The organism is Kordia periserrulae (assembly GCF_003054265.1).
Taxonomy (GTDB): Bacteria; Bacteroidota; Bacteroidia; order Flavobacteriales; family Flavobacteriaceae; genus Kordia; species Kordia periserrulae.
Window position 1 is genome coordinate 417887 of the sequence record NZ_QBKT01000004.1, and the last position, 21101, is coordinate 438987.

Below are 21101 nucleotides of genomic sequence, written 5' to 3' on the forward strand. Positions count from 1 at the left end.
GTTATTTTTCACTAAAATACAAAATTATGATGGTCTAGAAAATTCTATTAATAAGGCGATGGCGGACGTGTAAAAATTATATAAATCGTTCCTATCAAAAATATCAACAACACAATAAAAAAGATTGCTCCAACGACTGAAAGTAATACCGTTGCTCCTGCCACACTGTAACTGTCATCATACAATTCCTTTTTAGCGGAAGCTACTTTTTTACGATCTCGATAACGAATCCATAAATACAGAAACCCTATAAACATGTATATCAAATGTAGAGGATGATGCATATTCGGATATTATGACATTAGTTACTTTAAATACACTCCATTTACTGAATTCCTAACTTGGATGCAATATCGTTGCTTTTTCCACCAGCACTTCGCTGCCTGAAATATTCTCTCGTATTCTCATACAATTCTGTAACAATGTATTGCAACTCTGCCATATTATTGACACCGTTTGCCTTTTCTCCTTTTTTGAGTAAGGTATCAAATTTACGCTGATTGCTACTGTACGCACGGATATCATCATTGTGCACAAAAAAGTAGTAATAGTAACGGTAATCTTCATCGGTTATGTTACGAGATTTTTCTAGCAATGCTATCAATTCTTTTGCTTTAATTTGAATGACTTGCTTATTTCCAGAGTGTAAAAATACTTGCTCGTCAGCGACTATTTTTTTGTATGCTGCTATTTGTGACTCAGATAAATCGTCTAATTTTTCTTCAACTAAAGCTTTGTTTTCTGTATAATTTTGAATTTCTCGAAGAAGTAATGTATTCGCTGCTAATTGATCAAATTTTTGAATGAGCAATCGTTTCTGTTCGTGGATTTGATATTTCGTTTCTGTAACGGTATCATTTTCATATTCAAGCGCCTCTCCGTATAGCGTAACTAACTTATTTTGAATAGCTTTCAATTCTCCTGCGATATTTTTATCTGTGATTTTAAGAACTGCTATTTCGTTTTCAATGACATTGATATACTGTTTAATTTCAGTGATTACCTTAGAAAAGTTGATAACAAATTGATTCGGATTGAATATTTGTTGCTGCTTTAGATTTATAGAATCAATTAAAATACTCACGGTCAAATCGCGCGATTCTGACATTTTAAAATGAAGTTCAATATCCAATCCTTTGATGATATCTAATGCCAAATGATGACCTGAAATTTCAATATAACCAATCGGTAAATTACTTGCGGGCGAGTTTCGCACAGAACCTTCTACAATATTGATAATCAGCTTATCATCAGAGTCTTTAAGTATGGTTTTGGAAGCCGTTTTGTAAATAGTTTTTGAAAGTGGTAAAATTTCATTTTTCTTAAAAATTTCTTCTAAATACGTTCCTTCTTCATGATCCAATTCTAAACAAATATCGTTCGGCAATGGCTGTCCCAAAATATTATACAATCCTTGCGAAATTACGATGTCATCATTTTCATGAATGAGTTCTTTATAGACATTGTACACTTTGACAGAAAATGTATTTTTTGCCCCAGAAATTAACGGTAAGAATTCGTTAATTTTATCACGAAAACGCATCATTCCTGAATCATAGCCGCCGTCATTTCGAATGATTCGGTAAAAACCTTCTATTTTTTGCTCCAAAATACCCACAATCAATTCTTCCTCATCATTGGATTGATTTTCATAAATCCACTGTACAGAAATTTTGGTGACTTTTGCGGTTTCGTTTTCAGTTGCTTTTTCCGCTACTAAAGTAGATTCTTTGCTTCCTGCAAAGTATGCAGCGCCTGTTACTACAATCTGTGTTGGATCTAAAGAAATATCTAACGGAATATTTGTTCGCTTGGTTAGTTCCTCTCTAATGTACGGAATTAACGTGGTGCCACCGACCATGATGATTTTATAAATCATTGAAAACTCCAATGCATTTTCAGCCAATAATTCTTCAATGAGTGAAAAAGAAGTTTCAAATTTGGGCTGAACCAATTTGTTGAAATCATCTCGTGTGATGTCAATCGTTACAAACAAATCATCTTCATCACTTTCTATTTCGATAAACGTTTCTTCGCGAACAGAAAGCTCTTTTTTCGCTTCTTCTGCTCTAAATAAACATTCGTAATAGAGTTTTTTGTATGAAGCATCATCTGAAGAAATCATTTTTTTCCAAAGATTTGCATGCGCAGGAGATTCTTTTTCAATAGCGGGACATATTATTTTCTGAATAATTTGCATGTCAAAATCAACACCGCCTAAAAAATTATCGCCTTTATGGTCAATAATTTCGAGAGAACGATTAGAAACTTTTGCCAAACTCGCATCAAATGTTCCTCCGCCAAAATCGTAAACCAACCAAGTTTCTACTTCTTCAATAGCAAGTTCTTTCACGTTAGAATAGGCAATACACGCTGCAATAGGTTCTTGTAACAGAACTACTTCTTCAAATCCTGCTGCCAAACCTGCTTCTTTTGTAGCGTTGGATTGCATGGTATTAAAAGATGCTGGAATGGTAATTACGGCTGATTTCACATCAGTATCCAATACAAAATTTGACAATTCGCTCAAAATCATCTTTGACAATTCAATAGGGCTCAACATGTCATCCGTTATAGCGACATGGTACTTTTTGTCCGTTCCCATAGCGCGCTTAAAAGATGCAAAAGTGTTTTCGGCATCTACCAAAAAACGCTCTCTGGCTTTATCTCCCACTAAGATTCTATTTTTTCGATACGAAACTACCGAAGGTAATAATTCTCTAAGTCCAACTGGATTTTTATGTACTTGTACTTTTCCATTGGCATACGACGCAATGGCTGAGTTTGTGGTTCCTAAATCGATTCCGATGTTTATATTTTTCAAAAGCAGTATAAATTTATCCTACAATAACAATTCCTTTTTGCTGCAAACTATACGAATCGCCCTCTTTTTTATAAATGATAGGTTTTAACACTTTTACAATGGTTTTGGCTTGTTCGTATAACAAACTTGCTTCTATTGCCGTGTTGGTTTCGCTGTATGTTTCGTGCAACGGGACTTCTACACGATAGCCCATTTCTGTGAGTTCATGAAAGATACGATCCAAATTGCGAGTTACTACATCAAATTTATGCTCTGTAGATTTTCGCTTTATTTCATATATTTGGTTGATAAGCGCAATCATATTCGTTATTTTCGTCACCCAAAATACATAACATTCTTCAATGAGCTATATAAAATCTCTAAAAATTGCTACCGAATTATTTCCCGATCTCGATCTTCAAAATGCTTCTAGTAAAGACATCATTCGTGTTGAAAAACTTTTAAAAGTTGAACAAAAACTAAATCCTGATTTTAAAGCGACATCCATACAAGTCTTTTTAGATTCGTTAAAGCAAGAGCCTGATGGTGTTCGTTTTTTATTTAAAAATGAAAACTTGATGCATCTGCTTACGCGAAGTTTTTCCAAAATGAAAAAGGAAGTTACCGTCAATATGGAAGGCTTTGAACGCGATACGATTTATAAATTTATGTCGGAGTTTTTAAAGGAAGATGTTAACGAAAGTGTATACTATTATTTCAACAAAGAGATATACGAGCCTGTAACCAATTTGCTTGAATACCGAGAAATATTACCTGATGAAACGTTGGAATTGATTCGCAAACGAACCGAAGGAAAGATTGATTTTCTCTTAAATACTGCCGACAAACTTATTCATAAATCATCACCGTATAAAGATTCATTTTTTACACTTACAGAAAAACTTGATGATGATGAAGTAACTGAAAAAGTGGATTTATTTAGGTATTTGCTTACAAAGTATTCCTTAGGTGTTATTCAAGATCGTGGTATTGTTGTATTTTTCAAAACTATTAGCAAAGGCTTATATTGGCTTGGAAATACACCTAAAAACATTGAGGAAAAAATTGAGCGCAAATTAGTGCTAAAAGATTTTTGGTTGATGATTGGGATATTATCCGTAATCTTTGTGTTGTGTTTGAGTGCCATCATTTACTCTTCATACAATAAAGCCGAAGAACAAAAACAACGCGAAAATAAAGCTAAAGTTGAATTCACGAAGTCGTTAAAAGGTTTTCTCACAGAGTTTGATCCTACAAAAGCTACCAATATTCAATATGTAGATACTTTACTAAAAAGTGGTGACAATCCGTTTCCGAAAGAAGCTTTAAAAGTTACGAATGGCAGAGAACATTTGTTGCAAACTAACCAATTTAGCAATCAAACAGAATATGATATTATTATCTTGTCTTATGATGATTTTGTCGATTCTTTTGAGATAACTCCGTATCGTTTTTTAGTAAAAGCGAACGATACTGTAAGTGCAAAAAATTTCCGCGTACACCATTTGTATGTTGGAAAAAAGCTGGCTTGTTTTAACAGCGATGAAAAATATATACCGCCGCGCTATTCCAAGAGAAAAATGGCTCCACGATTTTTAGAACCGTACAAAAATTCTAAAGAAATTATTAGCTTACGAATAGAAACACGTGGCAATCTAACATTTACACAAGAAGGAGAAGATATTTTGATACACTCTGATCAAAGCTTTTATGTTAATGGTAAAAGTTATGATAATGAACCCTACAGATTGTAACGTTTCATGTAGGCATTAAACGTCTTGTTTTATAAACTCCAACCGATGTAACCAATAGTGATTTTGTTGCCAGCGTTTTTCTATAGTGTAATGATTTACAAGCTTTTCCATATACGCGCTAAATGCATTTTCAACCACATAGCGATAGCCTAAAAATGCGTCTTGTTTGCCAGACACATAATCGGCAACAGCATGACCAGCATAAAACCCGGAAGCCAGCGCAGACGTAATTCCATATGAAGAAATTGGGTCGTATGAGTACGCCGCGTCGCCAACAGCTAGCCATTGTGTTCCATACGGAATTGGCAAACAGCTTGTGCCCGCAGGAACAATTTTAAAATTGTTAATGTTTATTTTTTGAAGGATTTGTGAAAGATGAATAGTTTTGTGAAATTCTTTCTGAAGAAATGCTTCTGTGTGATGTTTCTGCGGAAGCAAGGTTTTCAGTGTAAACAACATCATCGTGACTTCATTTTCCGCATACGGAGCTACATACCACCAACCATTTTCAGTAGCTTCCACTATGATTTGACGCGGCAATTTTTCTGTAGTTTTACAATTAAATGTGATAGCAAATTGAGCATCCAAGGGTTCTTTTTCTACTTGAAAATGTCTGCAAACCGACGCTTTTTTTCCTGTAGCATCAATGATAAAATCGCCCGTAAGTGTGATGGTTTCTGAATTGCTTTCTACAATTGCCCTAACTTTTGCTTCGTCAGAAACTACTTTTTTTAGCTTATATCCTTTGTAAAATGCTTGCTGCGTCTGCTGATACACTTCTTGCAACTGCTGTTCAAAAAATAAACGATTGAGCAAAAAACCATGTCCCAAACGGTCTGCAAGGAATTCTTTTTCTTCCAACATTTCCGTTCCCCAACAACTTTTATTTCCGTAATATACAGTGTGTTGTTCATGTTCCAATAAAGACAAAATCCCCAACTGTTTTAACAACGGTTTTGCATTGGGCGGAATGGCTTCTCCTGCCTTTCTAATAGGTGTTTTCAATGCTTCTACTACACAACAACGAATGCCTCTCGCGTGCAAGGTTAAAGCGGTGGCGATGCCCGCAGGTCCGCCACCGATAATAAGTACTTGGTATGTGTGATTAACGTTCTCCACGTGATTCGCTTCTACGTTTACGTGTACTGCTTTCAGAGTGTGAAGCCGCTTTTGCTTTCACCGTTTGTTCTCCGTGAATTGTAGCCACTTTTCTCAACATTGGTTTCTCTTCATGTGTAATAGTTTCTGCCGTGATGACTTGTTCAAAGGTTGGATCGTGTTCGCCGAATTTTCTTCCTGTTTCTTTCCAAACCTCATCTGGCAAGAAGCCTTCTGCATTTTGCGTATTGGTATCTGCTTTGGCGATAATTCCTAATTCGTGCCACTCTGCAATCATCAAATTGATTTTTTTCTGGTATACCGAACCGAAATCGCGCAACCAATCTTGACGGTAGTCAAAATGCTTTAAACGCTGAGCAATATTCAAATCAGGCGCTTCAATACTACGTTTGTAGCTATCTTCACTCAACACCTGATTGGGTACGCGCGCTGCCCAAAACGATGGCAATGGCAAATATAAGGTCATATCATATCCTGATAGGCAACTTGCTTCATCCGTTTGCCACGGTACGCCTAACCAACGTGTTAACGAGCCTGGTCCACTTTTCGCTAACGGTCCGTCTTTGCCGTCAATTTTCGTTCTTCCCAATACAATTTCTGGCGATAGTAACGGTCCAAAATTCAAATCGGTATCTTCTCCTTCTTCCACCACATTTAGTCTGTATGGCGCTTTCCACATTTGTTTTACACGCATTGGCCATGTCAATTCAATACCTGGATGAAAAGGTCCGCCCAAACATTCTTCCATCGGTGCTTGATTTAAGGAATTTATTTGTTCTGCTGGCGATAATTTTTCAAAAGGAACATACACTTTTGGGGTTCCAGTAGTGAAATCACCATTTGCCCATTTTTCTAAACGTGCATATTGTGTTTTTGTGATAGGTAAATCGACAATCGCTATTTTTTCATATTCTCCAAAACCATCTCCGTAAAACGGCGGTACTTTTGCTGGCGTGTATTCGTTGGAATCTGGATTTCGAAACCATTCAAAAACACGTTGACGTAAGGCTTTGTGTTCGTCAGATGGATTTTCAAGTCGTTTTCGCAATGCTGGATCGGTAAAGTCTGATGGCGAATTTTTCCCGAATAACATGAAAAATCCTGAGTTTACCCATTGTGTATCAGTCATACGCTCCAACATAGGATAAATATGTTCGTAAAACACGACACCTTTTTTCGCTGGATCAGGATAGTTCATTTCACGAATGAATACATCTTGCACAACATCGTTCATGGTAACAACTCCGTACAAACCTGGTCCAAAGTTTGGCGGCGTTACCGCAACATTGGCTGGTTCTGCTTCAAATGTATTTCCGTTGATTGTTACTGATGCTCTGATAACACCATCGCAAGTATCGTCGTGCCAACCTTGATTGTTGGCAAAGGTTATGGCAGGTTTGTTGTCTTTTGACGCTGATTTTCCATCGCCACCGAAGAATAGCAAACGTCCATCAGCATCGGTTTCTACATGTCCTAGTTTTACTTTTTTACCAAAAAATTCACCATCATCAAAATTGTATTGCTCGCCTTTGGTATTTTTCCCTGTAATCTGTACTGGTGTTGGTTTGATGGCAAGCTGCGAGCGGTCTGCCACATCTGAGTTTCTGTATGCAGACGGAATTCCCGCGCCGGGCAAATCTAAGGCATTGTTAAACTCGTACCAAGCGGATTTCACATTGGCTACCTGAATGCGCCAATTGATAGTGTTTCCATCTTTCTCGGTAAGTTCTCCTAAAACATTGCCATTTTCGTCAAAAGCGTAGATTCTGAATCGTGCTACTTGCTTTTTTACGCGTCCGTCGCCATCTTTATAACCGCCTTTTGGCGTTAGTTCTACGCCAGGAATGTCGGGCGCAAAATAGTATTCGTCTGAGTTTCCAATACGTGCAATTCCGATGGGCGGATAGATTGCTACGCTTTTAATGTTGTTTGTGTTCATGGTTTTTTGTGTTGATTAAATTATAGTTTTTCGTGTTCTAAAATGATTTAGCGGATCTTTTGAGTACTTTTCTTTGATGTTGATTAAATCTTTATAACTGTCGCCAAAATAGGTTTTGGTAGGAATGGAAGCATCTTTAAAGCTGATAAACGCACCACTAGTGTTTTCTATTTCATAATCGCGGCATTTTTGCATCCAATCTAACGCGCGGTTCGTGGCATCATAGACAGGATTATTTTGCGCTTCTTCTTTTTGAATCAATTCGGTATTCCACCATGTTTGGTATTGAATGGTGTATGCGCAGTCTTTGTATGGAAATGCACTTTGTTTTTTATCTTCCTCAGACATATTGTCGTAAAACTCACCTACAATCGCGCCAAGCGTAATATAGTTAAAAAGTCCGTACGAACGATTGTTTGGAAGAATCAATTCAGACGTTAATGAGCTTATAAGTTGACTGATTCCTTTTTCGCACAATCCTTTTTTGTGTGCCAATCGCGAAGTGATTTTGTGTGGTGCTGGTGCATCTAAATCCGGTGGTAATGGTTTTTTTGTGAATATTTGTTCAAATACCTCTTTTACTGCATCCAAGCTACTGTTTTTAGCTAAATTTCCACCGATACGATAGATTTTATCATAGGTTGCTTCTCCTCTATTTGCTGTGTTTTCAGCGGTTTTAAGCGTTGTAGTATCTGTATTTGCCAATCGGATGGTTCTTTTGATGGCACTAAACGATTCTCTGTCCCACGCACTCATCAATCCGTCATCAGCATAGTTTAAGCGTTGTCCACCTTTACCGATGAGTCGTAATTCATAAGGTTGCGAATCTCCTGTAAAACAATCGTTTACAAATGCGAGTAAACTTTCTTCGGTTCCTTGCCAATATCCGTACATGATACAGTTATGAATGGCTTCTTCTGAATTGAATGTTACTTCGTCTTCTAAGTGTTTTCCTGATACTTTTAAATTCGTACCAATCAATTGATCGTTTTTAAAATCGCTTCCCGAGTATTCATTGTTTTTATTGATAATGACATCTTGCCAAGCTCCGATGATGTTTTTAGTTAGCTTGTTTTCTGAATTGATGGTAATTTTTGAAGGATTTGTTTTGTCATACGGATTCCACTCCAATTCGTATTTGATAAGTTTTTTGGGTAATGGAAAGACTTTTAGTTGCAATTCGGTAACGATTCCGTAACTCATTCCACCGCCGCCTTTTAGTGCCCATAACAAATCTTTTTTATTACTTCCGTCAGATTTTAATTGTACGACGTCACCATTTCCAAGTACGATTGTTGCACCAATTAATCCTTCGCAATTCATTCCGTGTTTTCGCGTCCACGGTCCCCAACCGCCACCAAAGGTAAATCCAGCCACACCCACCGTAGCACAGGTTCCGTGCGGAATCATGACACCTTCCTCAGCCAGTTGTGGCGTGAGGTCTCTGAATCGAATTCCAGGTCCGATACGCGCATATTCTTTATCATGACTTACGTCTACATGATTGATACGTGTCATGTCTAACAAAATCACGTCCGTTCCTGTACATTCTGCTTCATGATCGTGTCCGCCAGAGCGTACTCTGATAGGTAAATTATTCGCAATCGCATCTTTATACACGCGTTCCACATCTTTGGTACATTCGCAATAGATAATCACAAACGGTTTTAGTTGAAAACGTCGGTTAAATACCTGACTCGCCTTGTTGAATTCAATTTCATTATATAAATTTCCGCCAGGCGTTTGTATTTGATCGCTTTTAAGATATCCTTGCAATCCATTGAGAAAATTGTAGACATTTCTTGCATTTACGACCACCATATTTTCTCCAATATTGATGCTTGCTTCCGAAATAAAGGTTTCGTTTTTCGTGATGGACACATCGTCTACCAAATCTTTTTCGGAAACCGCACTGATAACTGTATCAAATCTGTTGATATTTTTTAGAATGTTGATTGTGGTACTTCCGCTGCTATTTTCATAGCAAAGTTCTTGATTGATGACAGACGTAATGCTGCTTGATAAAAACGAAATACAGACTTCTTCGTGTACTTGAATTTCTTCTGGAACGTAGTCTATATATGAGGTTCTACTTTTGAGTTTGAGGGTTTCAAAAGACGTATTTCGAATTTTTAGTTGTACTTCAAATTTGAGACTTTCTGGAAAAATATGGTCTATTTCTTCTTTGATGAATTTTATAATCGTGATGAGATAGTTGTTCGTATTACTAACTTCTTCCATTGTAATTTTGGAGACTTCGTATGGAAATAGAGCTTTACTCCAAATCGCAATTTGTCCAAGTTTTCCGTTAAAAAAGTTGTTTTCATGACCGCCAACCGTAAAATTAGAAGTTGTATGTTTCGCAACCGTTTCTGTATGGTTTTCTAGCGTAAGCGAAAAGTCATTGATGTGTAAGCGGAGAAAATTTTCCGTTTTTACTGCAGTAATGTGATACCAATGTTCGTCGAGTACTGAAATGTTTGTTGCTGTAATGCTTCGCGATTCATTATTTTCAGTCACAGAAAACGTGATATTTCCTTGATTGTTGATTTGTAAAGCGAAAGACGTTTCGTCGGTGTGTTTTGAAACCAACTCTCCAGCAGCAGCTGTTTGCAACCAACATTGGATAGTGAAATCGGATTCTTGGAAGTTGTTTTCGGTTAGTTCTTTGTGTTTCAGGTTGTTTTTACCTGAAAATGTGGCAGTGTAATTCATAACTAAATTTAGGTTAAGATTTGATTTTTATACTTACCGAAATTTAGAATGAATTTGTAAGATAATCAATACGTAATTGTACGTGATTATTATATTCATTATACTACCAAGTATCCAAAAAATGGTTGTACATTTGATTTTTAATTCAGAAATGAGGTTTTCCCATAAAGATTGTCATTTCACAAACAATTTTTATGTCATTCAAATCATTAGGATTATCTGATGCCTTACTACGAGCTATCAGTAAAAAAGGCTACACAACGCCTTCTCCCATTCAAGCAAAAGCAATTCCTTTAGTTTTAGAGCGCAAAGATGTATTAGCATCTGCACAAACAGGAACTGGAAAAACAGCAGGTTTTACCTTGCCAATACTGCAGTTATTATCGCAAGAACCTCCATTACGCAGACGACCAATTAGAGCATTGATTTTAACGCCTACGCGAGAATTAGCTGCGCAAGTATATGCTAATGTCCAAGAATATAGCACTTTTTTAGACATTCGTTCTACCGTGATTTTTGGTGGTGTGAATGCGAAACCACAGATTAGAACCCTACGAAACGGCGTCGATATTTTAGTGGCAACACCCGGAAGATTACTCGATTTACACAGTCAGAACGCATTGTCGTTGGCCAAAGTAGAAATGTTAGTGTTAGATGAAGCCGATAGAATGTTGGACATGGGATTTTTGCGCGATATTAAACGTGTAATTGATTTGATGCCAAAGCGAAGACAGAATTTGTTGTTTTCAGCAACGTTTTCAAAAGATATTAAGAAGTTGGCAAATAGCATTTTACACAATCCTGTTTCTGTAGAAGCAACTCCAGAGAATACCACTGCCGAAAAGGTAAATCAAATTGTGTATAAGGTTAATAAACCCGAAAAAACAAATGTATTGATCAAGTTGATTTCTGATGGAAACTGGAGTCAAGTTTTAGTGTTTACCCGAACAAAACATGGCGCGAATCGTTTGACAAAGAAGTTGATTTCCAATCATATTAGTGCCGCTGCCATTCATGGCAATAAAACACAAAATGCTCGTACCAAAGCGTTGAGCGGTTTTAAGAAAGGTGATATTCGAATTTTAGTAGCCACCGATATTGCAGCACGTGGATTGGATATTCCTTTGTTGCCATTTGTGATTAATTATGAATTACCGAATGTACCTGAAGATTATGTACACAGAATTGGGCGTACAGGTCGTGCTGGCGCGAGTGGTGATGCCATTTCCTTAGTTTCTGCGGAAGAATATGAATATGTTCGCGGAATTGAGAAGTTATTAGGTGAAAAATTAATTACAGAAGAGATTGAAGGCTTTGAAGCTGATCCGAATTATACGCCGCCACCAAAACAAGAACGTTCACAACGTTCTAGAAATCAGACAAAATCATCTTCGAAAGGCACTTCTAGTAGAAACCAAAATAGTAGAAAACCTTCTAATTCAGGTTCTACTTCTAGTAATAACAAACGAAAGAATTCGCGTTCGCGAAATAGAAAACGTGATTAGATTTGCTTGGATTGTTAGTTTGAAAATATTTTTCAGTTAATTCGCGAAAAAGCCACATTACTTTTACAAGTCCTTAAAAATCATTTTATTAAGTATCAATCCAGAAGCTGGCGCAATATAGTTGACTTCTATGTTGGAGTTTGGTTGTAACGAACGTTTGATGAAATCTAAGTCCAATTCACCTTTTCCAAGTAAAATGAGCGTTCCCATCATCATCCGGATTTGATGCCGTTTGAATCCTGCGCCGCGTACACGCAAAAGATAGCTTTGTTCAGGGAAAAAATTTGCTGTAAAGAGATTGTTTTCCACAATTTCACATAACTCTATTTCACCTTCTAAAATCGTATGTGCTGTCGGTTTATAGCAATAGGTTTTTAAGTAGTGATTTCCTTCAAACAACTTTGCGCCTTTTTTCATCGTTTCAATGTCTAAATCGCCCAAAATGTTTGTCATGTATGGTGCTGCAAACGGATGGTATTTTTCACCAAATGCAAATAAGTAAATGTATTCTTTGACTTTCGGATGCTGTATGATGTTGAATTTCTCGTCTGTTTCAATTATTTTCAACACACGAATGTCTTGTGGCAAATTTTGATTGAAAAGAGGTAGAAATGCTGAAATGTCTAACGGTTCATCGTCTAAAAATAGTTCAATCGCAATTTCGTTAGCCGATACTTTTGCGTCTGTTCGTCCTGCCGCTAATAGTTTGAAATTTTTATGTCCAAAAACATACGCCAACGTCCGCTCTGTCATACGCTGTACAGTATTCACATCGGGTTGTTTTTGCCAACCGTGATAGCGAAATCCGAGATATTGCATGGTGATGAGATAGTAGTAGCGTTTTCTTTTCATTTTTGGTTGCTGGTTGCTGGTTGCTGGTTGCTGGTTGCTGGTTGCTGGTTGCTGGTTGCTGGTTGCTGGTTGCTGGTTGCTGGTTAAATGTACTTTTTTATTTTACATTTTGCGGTTTTACATTTTATATTTCAACCTTCGTTATTTGCTTTCTGTTGTTTGTTTTTCGTCGTTTCTTATAATTCAACATTCAAAACTCAACATTCAACATTTAGCATTCAGAAAGAATCAGGCTGCTTTTAGGAGAATGAAACCTAAAAAAATAATAACTGCTGGAATGCTCCATAGTTTCCAAACTTCTGTAGGTTTGGTGTTTTCTTTAATGGCTCTGTTTTTGATTTGCAACATGCGTTTCCCGTTGAAATACAACACATTGAAGATGTAAATAACAATTCCCGCAAGGACAACATAGAAAACCTTTTCATATATGCTCGCATATAGCAAAAAACTGCTATTCGTAGCTTTGATTAATACAATAAAAACAACACAGATAAAGCTTAGTTGCAACGCCGTAATATAGGTAGTTGCGAGCGACATTAATTGTCGATGTTTGCGCTTTTTAGGTTGTGCTTTATAGCTTAGAATGGTTTTGTAAAAGAGTTGCTCAAACATAAATTTCGGAGTATAGACACTGCAATGATAAGAATTTTTTTGCTGCAATACGCCGAGAAATGACGGATTCATTATTGCAATGTAGTGACTTATCCGAAAAAATTGCCGTTGGTCACTTTTCGTTAAAAAATAACAAACACTTTACTTTTAGCGTTGTAGATGTAGTATTTTTACCGTATCAAATACCAATATCATGAAGAAGCAGTATATAGTTGCTCTTTTTTTGCTTGTTAGCTTGACTGCATTTGCGCAGAAAAAAGAGAAAATTAAAGGAAATAGAGAAGTTACGACCGTCATTTATGAGATAGATCCGTTTACGAGTTTGGAAGTGAAAGAAGGACTCGAAATTGTACTTTTAAATGGCGAAACTCCAAAGGTAGAAGTGATTACGGATGAAAATTTACACGAAGTTTTTATGATTGATGTTGAAGAAGGAACGCTTCGCATCGCGACTTCTAAAGAGATTCGTAGCTATAAAAAACTGGAAATTTTTGTGACGATTTCAAAAGATTTAGAACGCATTCACGCAGAAAACGAAGCTGAACTAAAATCTGTGACAACACTAACAATTGATAAAGCTGAAATTAATGCGCTTGGCAAAGCGGAACTTGATTTGAAAATTATGAGTGATTCGCTTGCGATTAACGGTTTTGGAAAAACAAAACAACGTTATGAAATTACTACGCGCGAATTGATTGTTACTGGATTTGAAGATGCGGAAATCAACGCGAATGTAACGACAACAAAACTTACGACGCAAGTGGAATATGCAGAGGTCAATCTTCAAGGAAAAACCGATGTTTTGTATGCGGAAGTAAAAGAAAAAGGCGAATTTACCGCGTATGATTTAATGGCAAAAGAAATTCACATCACCACAACAGAACAAGGAAAAGCAGTATTGAATGCTTCCGAAAAGATTACGATTGACGCACACGACCGTTCTGAGATTGACTTGTTAGGAAATCCGGAATCAATCATCATGTATAAATTTGAAGAAGAAGCTGTTTTGCGTAAAATTAGTGAAGCTAATAAAGGATTTTTAAAGCGGATTTTTTAACAACACATAGCACTTCTCGATACATTTTTCTTCGAAAAAACACTTGAAGCGACGCTTTTTCAATGTGTTAATTTGATAGTTTAAAAATGTACCAATGTTTTTGTCTTAATTTGAAAATGTATTTCGTCAAGCTGAATTTGAATTCGAGTTTGAACTTGAAATAGCATACCGTATCTTTAGCACTTTAAAACGGATGCCACTATGGATTTTTTCACCATCATGATTATTGTAATTTCGCTCGTAGTCTTTGTGTTTATTGTTCTGATTGCGTTTGTGATGAAAAAATCAAAAGATGTTGAAAATGCTGCTTTTTCAGAGACGGAACGTACCGAAATTCGTCAAAAACTGCTTAAAAAACGTAAAAAACTCGCACCATATAAAGCAGATTTCTATCTGGAAGTCACTAATGCAATGACATTTCAGCGTACGCAAGCGGTGACAAACTTGAAAATTTCGGGATTGCTGTATAACAAACTACAGAAACCAATTGTTGCCTTTACACGCGTTGAACGTGCCATGAATGCGAAAGGACTATTAATTGCTGTGACGAAAAAGTACGTTTTTAGGTATGAATTTTTAAAACAGCAAATCACCTTTTTTTGTGATGATGAATTGCTTGGAAATATGAATGCTTCGGGAAGTATTGCAAATACTGATAATAAAAACATCGGACAACTAAAGCGTACGAGTGAAACGAATTCCATCACACTAAACAATCGTGTTATTGCTGACATTCAAAAAGCACCTTTATACGATTCCATTTCCAATAAAACTGATGTGACTGCTATTTTTGAAGAACACAATTTTGGCTCTTCACTCCTATCACTTCACAATTCGCCAACTACAGAAGAAGAAAAATGGTTGATTGCTTTGGCTATTTTTGAAATTGGATACTACGGAATTTCACCTGTTGTCTAGTGGAAAAACATAGTTTGCGTGTATTTTATGGTGTATAAAAACAAAAAAAGCACCAATTTATATATAAATCAGTGCTTTCGCTTCTTAAAATTGTGAATAAATGTCTTTAAACGATGTGACTCGGACAACAAAATCCGCCACCTGAGCAAATCCATCCTGGAGGACAATCGCCACTACTATTGCAATAAATTTGAATACCTCCGTTAATTTTCGCCTGAGTTTCTTTTGTTAGCGCTTTTGCATGCGCTACATTTTTAATTTTGTGTAACATACTATTTGTTTTTTGATGATTCCTACTCTATCAAGGCTTTTCGGATACCGCCTTTGCATAAGCAAAGTAAGAATTCACTAAATGAAAACTGTCAACTCCGATAAATAGATACAAACTTTTATAAAGGTTGACTAGGAAGGTTCGAACAAATTAATTTTATAGAATTATTTGTAAAAAATCATTCTTATTTTGAAATTTTACGTAAAAGCAAAGCAAAGGATTCCTGCCTGCGCAGGAATGACAAGTTGAGAAAAATTAAAAAAACTTGAATTGAGCAAAGCGAAAAGCAAAGCGCGTCCAAACATCTAAAAAATCTAACAAAAAGCCTTGAATCATTTAATTTTAAATCTTGAATTGAGCAAAGCGAAAAGCAAAGCGGTCTAGATTCTAAAAGCGAAGCGCATCTAAAAAAATCTAGCAAAATCCAATAAAAAGCCTTGAATCATTAAATTTTAAATCCTTGAATTGAGCAAAGCGAAAAGCGAAGCGCATCTAAAAAAGTCCCATCTGCCCATCTCCTGAAACTTTTGAATCACTTCCTTTGTCGTCATCATCGCCTTCTACAGTTTCTTCATCGACCACTTCCATATCTTCCGCAGCAATTTCTTCTGGTTCTTCATAAGGCAACGATTCCAACGCGTTGATTTGTCGCACTTTATCAGTTGTCAACTGATTTCCAAGTGCTTTGATTCCTTTTACCGCAATAAATTCTTCTAGATTGACTTCGATATTTGGCTTTTGGTCTTTTCCTCGTTGCTTGTAAAACACGACTTCTGCCATTGGTCGCCAATCAGTCATCACGAGTTCCAATTGTGATTTTGGATGTTCTGTGATAAATTTTTCTACTTTCGATTCGTTTTCTACCAAGAAGCGTTTTACAAAATAACGCTCTTTTTCGCCATCGTAATAAATTGCCGAAATCGGTTTTTCAGGATTCCATTTTTCCAACACTATCATATCATTGTCAAAATGTGCGGTGAGTTCAGGCAAAATGGTTTTAACTTCTCCTTTTTGGTTAATGATGAGTAAGCGATCTTCACCTTTAAACGCACCTAAAAGTTCACCTCTTCCGTCAACATTTAAACGTTGCACCGTATCGTCAAACCAGATTTTACGCGGTTTTAAAGTAGAAATCCCTTTTTCTTTGAGTTCAATACGTTTGATAGAATATTTGGTCACGATATTTCCTTTTACGGCGCGACCTTTGATGCTCATATCGGCAAAATCCAAGTCCCATTTCAGCTTTTTAATGCTTCCTGCTTGGCGTAATATAATCGTTACCACTTCTGCTTCTCCATTCGGATTTGCCGAAAAATAGGTAATCATAGAACCTTTCTTTCCTTGCGTTAAATCATACTCTTTATCGCGCGTTACACTCGTTACCGAAAAACGCTTCATATAACTTGCGCCGCCTTTTCCATCGCGGTAAATCATATTGTAAATGGTACGTTTGTCTTTTTTCTTAAAGATGGCAACGTGAATGATATTTTTCCCGACAAAAGTCTTAGCATCCACACGCGTGACTTGCATCATCCCATCGCGCGTAAATACAATAATATCATCAATATCAGAACAATCCGTTACATATTCGTCTTTTCGAAGCGATGTTCCTACAAAACCTTCTTCCCTATTGACGTAGAGTTTTGTGTTTCGAATCACTACTTTTCGTGCGTCTACATCGTCAAAGATTCGGATTTCAGTTTGGCGTTCTTTACCTTGTCCGTATTGCTTTTTTAAACGTGTAAAATAATCAATTGCATATGCTATTAAGTTTGCTAAATGATGTTTTACTTCCGCAATATTTTCCTCTAAAGCGTCAATTTTTTGTTGCGCTTTGTCAATGTCAAATTTGGAGATACGCTTGATTCGAATTTCGGTCAAACGAGTGATATCTTCTACCGTAACTTCACGTTTTAAATGCGTAATGTGTGGCTTCAATCCTTCGTCAATCGCATTAATCACGCCTTCCCACGTTTCTTCTTCTTCTATTTCACGATAGATTCTATTTTCGATAAAAATTCGCTCCAGCGAGGCAAAATGCCATTGCTCTTGCAATTCGTCCAACTGAATTTCCAATTCGGCTTTCAACAAATCTACCGTATGGTCTGTAGAACGACGCAACATTTCAGAAACACCAATAAATAACGGTTTGTTATCGTAAATGATACAACCTAGCGGCGAAATAGAACTTTCACAATTTGTAAACGCGTACAAGGCATCAATCGTTTTATCAGGTGAAATATTACTTGGCAAATGCACTAAGATTTCTACGTTTGCTGCCGTGTTGTCTTCTATCTTTTTTATCTTAATTTTCCCTTTGTCGTTCGCTTTTAAGATTGATTCTATGAGCGATGTGGTGTTGGTTCCAAAAGGAATTTCAGTGATGACTAAGGTATTTTTGTCTAGTTGCGAAATTTTAGCACGCACACGCACTTTTCCGCCTCGCATTCCGTCATTATAGTTGCTGACATCCATGATGCCTGCTGTTGGAAAATCAGGATAAATTTGGAAACGTTTTCCCTGCAAATGCTTGATAGAAGCATCAATCAGTTCAATAAAATTGTGTGGTAATATTTTGGTGGACAATCCTACCGCAATTCCTTCCGCACCTTGTGCTAATAACAATGGAAACTTTACTGGAAGATTGACAGGTTCGTTTTTACGACCGTCATACGACAATTGCCAATCGGTAATTTTTGGACTAAACACGACATCCAACGCAAATTTTGACAACCGTGCTTCAATATAACGAGAAGCCGCCGCGCGGTCACCTGTGAGAATGTTTCCCCAGTTTCCTTGCGTATCTATCAACAAGTCTTTTTGACCAATTTGCACCATGGCATCGGCAATACTCGCGTCACCATGTGGATGGTACTGCATGGTATGTCCTACGATATTTGCCACTTTATTATAGCGTCCATCATCCAAATCTTTCATAGAATGCATGATACGGCGCTGCACAGGCTTAAAACCGTCTTCAATGGCTGGTACGGCTCTTTCTAAAATCACATACGACGCATAGTCCAAAAACCAGTCTTTGTACATGCCTGTAACTTTGGTAATGGTGTCTTGCGTATTGTTTTCATGTTGCTGATTGTCAGCATGTAATTCTTCGTTATGTTCTTCCATTAAGAAATTTCGTTGTTATGCTTTAACACTTTTTCAAGCGATTTTTTTAAGACTCTTTTTTTACTGTTACTGAGCAATGTGATGTTGAATCGCACGCGTTTGATTTGATTACTTTTCGATTTTACATACACATATAAAAAACTAATAAACAGATAGTTTTGAATGCGATAGCGTTTCAGTTTTTCCTTTGGAAATTCCGCTCTTTGCTCGCGATAGTTGACAAAATTAGAAATAAACAATCCTCTATTTATAAACGTCAGTACATTGCCATCACTATCAAACTCAAAATATTTTGCAGTACTGTAAAAAACAACTAACAAAAACAGTAGCCCAGCAGGAATGGCATACCAAAGTCTCCCTTTCATGTCATCTCTGAAAAGAAACAAATACGCTATGACCAAAATGCTACTAATTCCTAGAAAAAAGTAGAGAAAAGGCACCCACTTTTTCGAGCTCGCGTTACTAAACCGCATATTTTCATTTATTTTTCTTCAATAAGGTCTAACTCAACCTTGAGATTGTTAATGATAAATTCTTGTCTGTCAGGCGTGTTTTTGCCCATGTAGAATTGCAGTAATTCTTCAATGGATGTGTCACGGTCTAACATTACAGGATCGAGGCGAATGTCGTCTCCGATGAAATGTTTGAATTCATCTGGTGAAATTTCCCCTAAACCTTTGAATCGTGTGATTTCTGGTTTTCCTGATAACTTTTCTATGGCGGCTAGTTTTTCTGCTTCACTGTAGCAGTATATGGTTTCTTTTTTATTTCGTACCCTAAATAATGGCGTTTGTAAAATATACAAATGTCCTTCTTTGATCAATTCTGGAAAGAATTGCAAAAAGAAGGTGATTAACAGTAATCGAATATGCATTCCGTCTACATCGGCATCGGTTGCGATGACAATGTTGTTGTAGCGCAAGTCTTCCATCGATTCTTCTATGTTCAAAGCGGCTTGCAACAGATTGAATTCTTCATTTTCATACACAATTTTTTTCGACATGGAATACGAGTTCAACGGTTTTCCTCGCAGACTGAATACTGCTTGCGTATTGACATCGCGCGATTTTGTGATAGAACCCGAAGCCGAATCTCCCTCTGTAATAAAAAGTGTTGTTTCGAGTCTTCGTTCTTTTTTGGTATCGCCTAAGTGAATGCGGCAATCGCGTAGTTTTTTGTTGTGCAGACTTGCTTTTTTAGCTCGTTCTTTGGCTAATTTTCGAATTCCGGAAAGTTCTTTACGTTCACGTTCTGCTTGGAGAATTTTACGTTGTAGCTTTTCAGCCGTTTCTGGATTTTTATGTAAATAGTTATCGAGATACGTTCCTATAAAATCGTTTACATACGTACGTACCGTTGGCAAATCGCCTCCCATATCGGTGGAACCAAGTTTGGTTTTGGTTTGCGATTCAAACACTGGCTCCATCACTTTAATACTGACAGCAGAAATGATAGACTTTCGAATGTCTGACGCTTCGAAACTTTTTCCGTAAAAGTCGCGCACCGTTTTTACAATCGCTTCTCTAAACGCTGCTTGGTGCGTTCCTCCTTGCGTTGTGTGCTGTCCGTTGACAAACGAATGATATTCTTCGCTGTATTGCGATTTACTATGTGTGATAGCTACTTCAATATCATCCCCTTTGAGGTGAATGATAGGATATAGCATGTCTTCTTTGTTATTGTTGTCTTCTAATAAATCTTTTAGACCATTTTCTGAAAAGAATTTTTCTCCGTTAAAAATAATCGTCAAGCCAGGATTTAGATAGACATAGTTACGCAGCATTTTTGCCACGTATTCCGTACGGAATTTGAAGTTTTTAAAGATGGTTTCATCTGGAATGAAGGTCACTTTAGTTCCGCGTCGGCGCGATGTTTCTTCTAAGAATTCTTTTCCTGTCAATTCGCCCGTAGCAAATTCGGCAGAACTCGATTGTCCGTCACGCGTTGATTCTACTCTAAAATACGAAGATAGTGCATTTACGGCTTTCGTACCTACTCCATTCAATCCAACAGACTTTTTAAACGCTCTGGAATCGTATTTTCCTCCCGTGTTCATTTTGGAAACAACATCGACTACTTTTCCGAGTGGAATTCCACGCCCGTAATCGCGCACAATTACTTTGGTTCCTTGAATGGAAACTTCAATTGTTTTTCCGGCGCCCATGACAAATTCGTCGATAGAATTGTCTAACACTTCTTTCAGCAGAATATAAATTCCGTCATCGGCAGAAGAACCATCACCCAATTTACCGATGTACATTCCTGGACGCATACGGATGTGTTCTTTCCAGTCGAGTGAACGTATATTGTCTTCGGTATATTGCGAGTCTTGTATCATTGATTGAAGTGCTATTAGGGTTGGTTGCTAATATACTATTTACAATCAAAATATGAAACCTGTATCGCTGAAAATAATCAACAAAAAGC

16 protein-coding genes are annotated in these 21101 nt (G+C 37.0%); 4 read left to right on the plus strand and 12 right to left on the minus strand.

The genetic code is table 11. The features are described from left to right. Positions 1–47 precede the first annotated feature (47 nt). The 3 genes from C8N46_RS10725 to C8N46_RS10735 are packed head-to-tail and all read right to left on the minus strand — an operon-like array spanning position 48 to position 3125. On the minus strand, positions 48–284 hold the full coding sequence (locus C8N46_RS10725) for a hypothetical protein (RefSeq protein ID WP_146169794.1): 237 nt from the start codon (positions 282–284) through the stop codon (positions 48–50). A gap of 41 nt (positions 285–325) precedes the next feature. Beyond that, a complete protein-coding gene (locus C8N46_RS10730) occupies positions 326–2824 on the minus strand; it encodes an Hsp70 family protein (protein WP_158269133.1) in 2499 nt (832 codons plus the stop codon). Positions 2825–2837: 13 nt separating this feature from the next. Next, positions 2838–3125, minus strand: coding sequence for a hypothetical protein (locus C8N46_RS10735; RefSeq protein ID WP_108114890.1), 288 nt, complete (start codon positions 3123–3125; stop codon positions 2838–2840). A 40-nt stretch (positions 3126–3165) separates the two neighbouring features. Between C8N46_RS10735 and C8N46_RS10740 the strand changes: the two genes are divergently transcribed. Continuing rightward, positions 3166–4557 carry a hypothetical protein gene (locus C8N46_RS10740; RefSeq protein WP_108114891.1) on the plus strand — a complete coding sequence of 464 codons (1392 nt, stop codon included), beginning with the start codon at positions 3166–3168 and terminating at the stop codon, positions 4555–4557. 15 nt (positions 4558–4572) lie between these two features. Here the strand turns inward: C8N46_RS10740 and C8N46_RS10745 are convergent, their stop codons facing one another. The 3 genes from C8N46_RS10745 to C8N46_RS10755 are packed head-to-tail and all read right to left on the minus strand — an operon-like array spanning position 4573 to position 10330. Further along, positions 4573–5676: an NAD(P)/FAD-dependent oxidoreductase gene (locus C8N46_RS10745; protein ID WP_108114892.1), complete on the minus strand. Its 1104-nt coding sequence runs from the start codon at positions 5674–5676 to the stop codon at positions 4573–4575. Continuing rightward, a complete protein-coding gene (locus C8N46_RS10750) occupies positions 5663–7615 on the minus strand; it encodes a LodA/GoxA family CTQ-dependent oxidase (protein ID WP_108114893.1) in 1953 nt (650 codons plus the stop codon). Before C8N46_RS10750 ends, C8N46_RS10745 begins: the two co-directional genes overlap by 14 nt. A 15-nt stretch (positions 7616–7630) precedes the next feature. Further along, complete coding sequence (locus C8N46_RS10755) at positions 7631–10330, minus strand: FAD-binding protein (protein WP_108114894.1); 2700 nt, start codon at positions 10328–10330, stop codon at positions 7631–7633. Positions 10331–10524: 194 nt separating this feature from the next. Here C8N46_RS10755 and C8N46_RS10760 point away from each other — a divergent pair, with 194 nt between their 5' ends. Continuing rightward, entirely contained in the window at positions 10525–11835 is a 1311-nt protein-coding gene (locus tag C8N46_RS10760; RefSeq protein WP_108114895.1) for a DEAD/DEAH box helicase, read from the plus strand. 63 nt (positions 11836–11898) lie between these two features. Here C8N46_RS10760 and C8N46_RS10765 read toward each other — a convergent pair whose 3' ends face one another. Continuing rightward, on the minus strand, positions 11899–12687 hold the full coding sequence (locus tag C8N46_RS10765) for a tRNA pseudouridine synthase A (protein WP_108114896.1): 789 nt from the start codon (positions 12685–12687) through the stop codon (positions 11899–11901). A gap of 228 nt (positions 12688–12915) precedes the next feature. Further along, the gene (locus tag C8N46_RS20145; RefSeq protein ID WP_211314493.1) at positions 12916–13299 is read right to left on the minus strand and encodes a hypothetical protein; all 384 of its coding nucleotides are present in this window, start codon (positions 13297–13299) and stop codon (positions 12916–12918) included. Positions 13300–13492: 193 nt separating this feature from the next. On the opposite strand from C8N46_RS20145, the gene C8N46_RS10775 reads away from it, so the two are divergent. Together C8N46_RS10775 and C8N46_RS10780 are read left to right on the plus strand one after the other, a co-directional pair. After that, positions 13493–14356: a GIN domain-containing protein gene (locus C8N46_RS10775; protein ID WP_108114898.1), complete on the plus strand. Its 864-nt coding sequence runs from the start codon at positions 13493–13495 to the stop codon at positions 14354–14356. Between the two features lie 201 nt (positions 14357–14557). After that, complete coding sequence (locus tag C8N46_RS10780) at positions 14558–15274, plus strand: hypothetical protein (protein ID WP_108114899.1); 717 nt, start codon at positions 14558–14560, stop codon at positions 15272–15274. 106 nt (positions 15275–15380) lie between these two features. Here the strand turns inward: C8N46_RS10780 and C8N46_RS20475 are convergent, their stop codons facing one another. The 4 genes from C8N46_RS20475 to C8N46_RS10795 form a co-directional block, all read right to left on the minus strand. Then, positions 15381–15545, minus strand: coding sequence for a hypothetical protein (locus C8N46_RS20475; RefSeq protein ID WP_158269134.1), 165 nt, complete (start codon positions 15543–15545; stop codon positions 15381–15383). A gap of 492 nt (positions 15546–16037) precedes the next feature. After that, positions 16038–18674, minus strand: a complete 2637-nt coding sequence (locus C8N46_RS10785) for a DNA gyrase/topoisomerase IV subunit A (RefSeq protein WP_108114900.1) — start codon at positions 18672–18674, stop codon at positions 16038–16040. After that, a complete protein-coding gene (locus C8N46_RS10790) occupies positions 18674–19147 on the minus strand; it encodes a hypothetical protein (protein WP_146169796.1) in 474 nt (157 codons plus the stop codon). Before C8N46_RS10790 ends, C8N46_RS10785 begins: the two co-directional genes overlap by 1 nt. Positions 19148–19155: 8 nt before the next feature. Further along, positions 19156–21012 carry a DNA topoisomerase IV subunit B gene (locus C8N46_RS10795; protein ID WP_108114902.1) on the minus strand — a complete coding sequence of 619 codons (1857 nt, stop codon included), beginning with the start codon at positions 21010–21012 and terminating at the stop codon, positions 19156–19158. Positions 21013–21101 lie beyond the last annotated feature (89 nt).

Bases quoted from the DNA above. Each gene is read 5' to 3' on its own strand.
- C8N46_RS10725 (WP_146169794.1), bottom strand. From the start codon at position 284: ATGCATCATCCTCTACATTTGATATACATGTTTATAGGGTTTCTGTAT.
- C8N46_RS10735 (WP_108114890.1), bottom strand. From the start codon at position 3,125: ATGATTGCGCTTATCAACCAAATATATGAAATAAAGCGAAAATCTACA.
- C8N46_RS10740 (WP_108114891.1), top strand. From the start codon at position 3,166: ATGAGCTATATAAAATCTCTAAAAATTGCTACCGAATTATTTCCCGAT.
- C8N46_RS10750 (WP_108114893.1), bottom strand. From the start codon at position 7,615: ATGAACACAAACAACATTAAAAGCGTAGCAATCTATCCGCCCATCGGA.
- C8N46_RS10755 (WP_108114894.1), bottom strand. From the start codon at position 10,330: ATGAATTACACTGCCACATTTTCAGGTAAAAACAACCTGAAACACAAA.
- C8N46_RS10760 (WP_108114895.1), top strand. From the start codon at position 10,525: ATGTCATTCAAATCATTAGGATTATCTGATGCCTTACTACGAGCTATC.
- C8N46_RS10765 (WP_108114896.1), bottom strand. From the start codon at position 12,687: ATGAAAAGAAAACGCTACTACTATCTCATCACCATGCAATATCTCGGA.
- C8N46_RS20145 (WP_211314493.1), bottom strand. From the start codon at position 13,299: ATGTTTGAGCAACTCTTTTACAAAACCATTCTAAGCTATAAAGCACAA.
- C8N46_RS10775 (WP_108114898.1), top strand. From the start codon at position 13,493: ATGAAGAAGCAGTATATAGTTGCTCTTTTTTTGCTTGTTAGCTTGACT.
- C8N46_RS10780 (WP_108114899.1), top strand. From the start codon at position 14,558: ATGGATTTTTTCACCATCATGATTATTGTAATTTCGCTCGTAGTCTTT.
- C8N46_RS20475 (WP_158269134.1), bottom strand. From the start codon at position 15,545: ATGTTACACAAAATTAAAAATGTAGCGCATGCAAAAGCGCTAACAAAA.
- C8N46_RS10785 (WP_108114900.1), bottom strand. From the start codon at position 18,674: ATGGAAGAACATAACGAAGAATTACATGCTGACAATCAGCAACATGAA.
- C8N46_RS10790 (WP_146169796.1), bottom strand. From the start codon at position 19,147: ATGCGGTTTAGTAACGCGAGCTCGAAAAAGTGGGTGCCTTTTCTCTAC.
- C8N46_RS10795 (WP_108114902.1), bottom strand. From the start codon at position 21,012: ATGATACAAGACTCGCAATATACCGAAGACAATATACGTTCACTCGAC.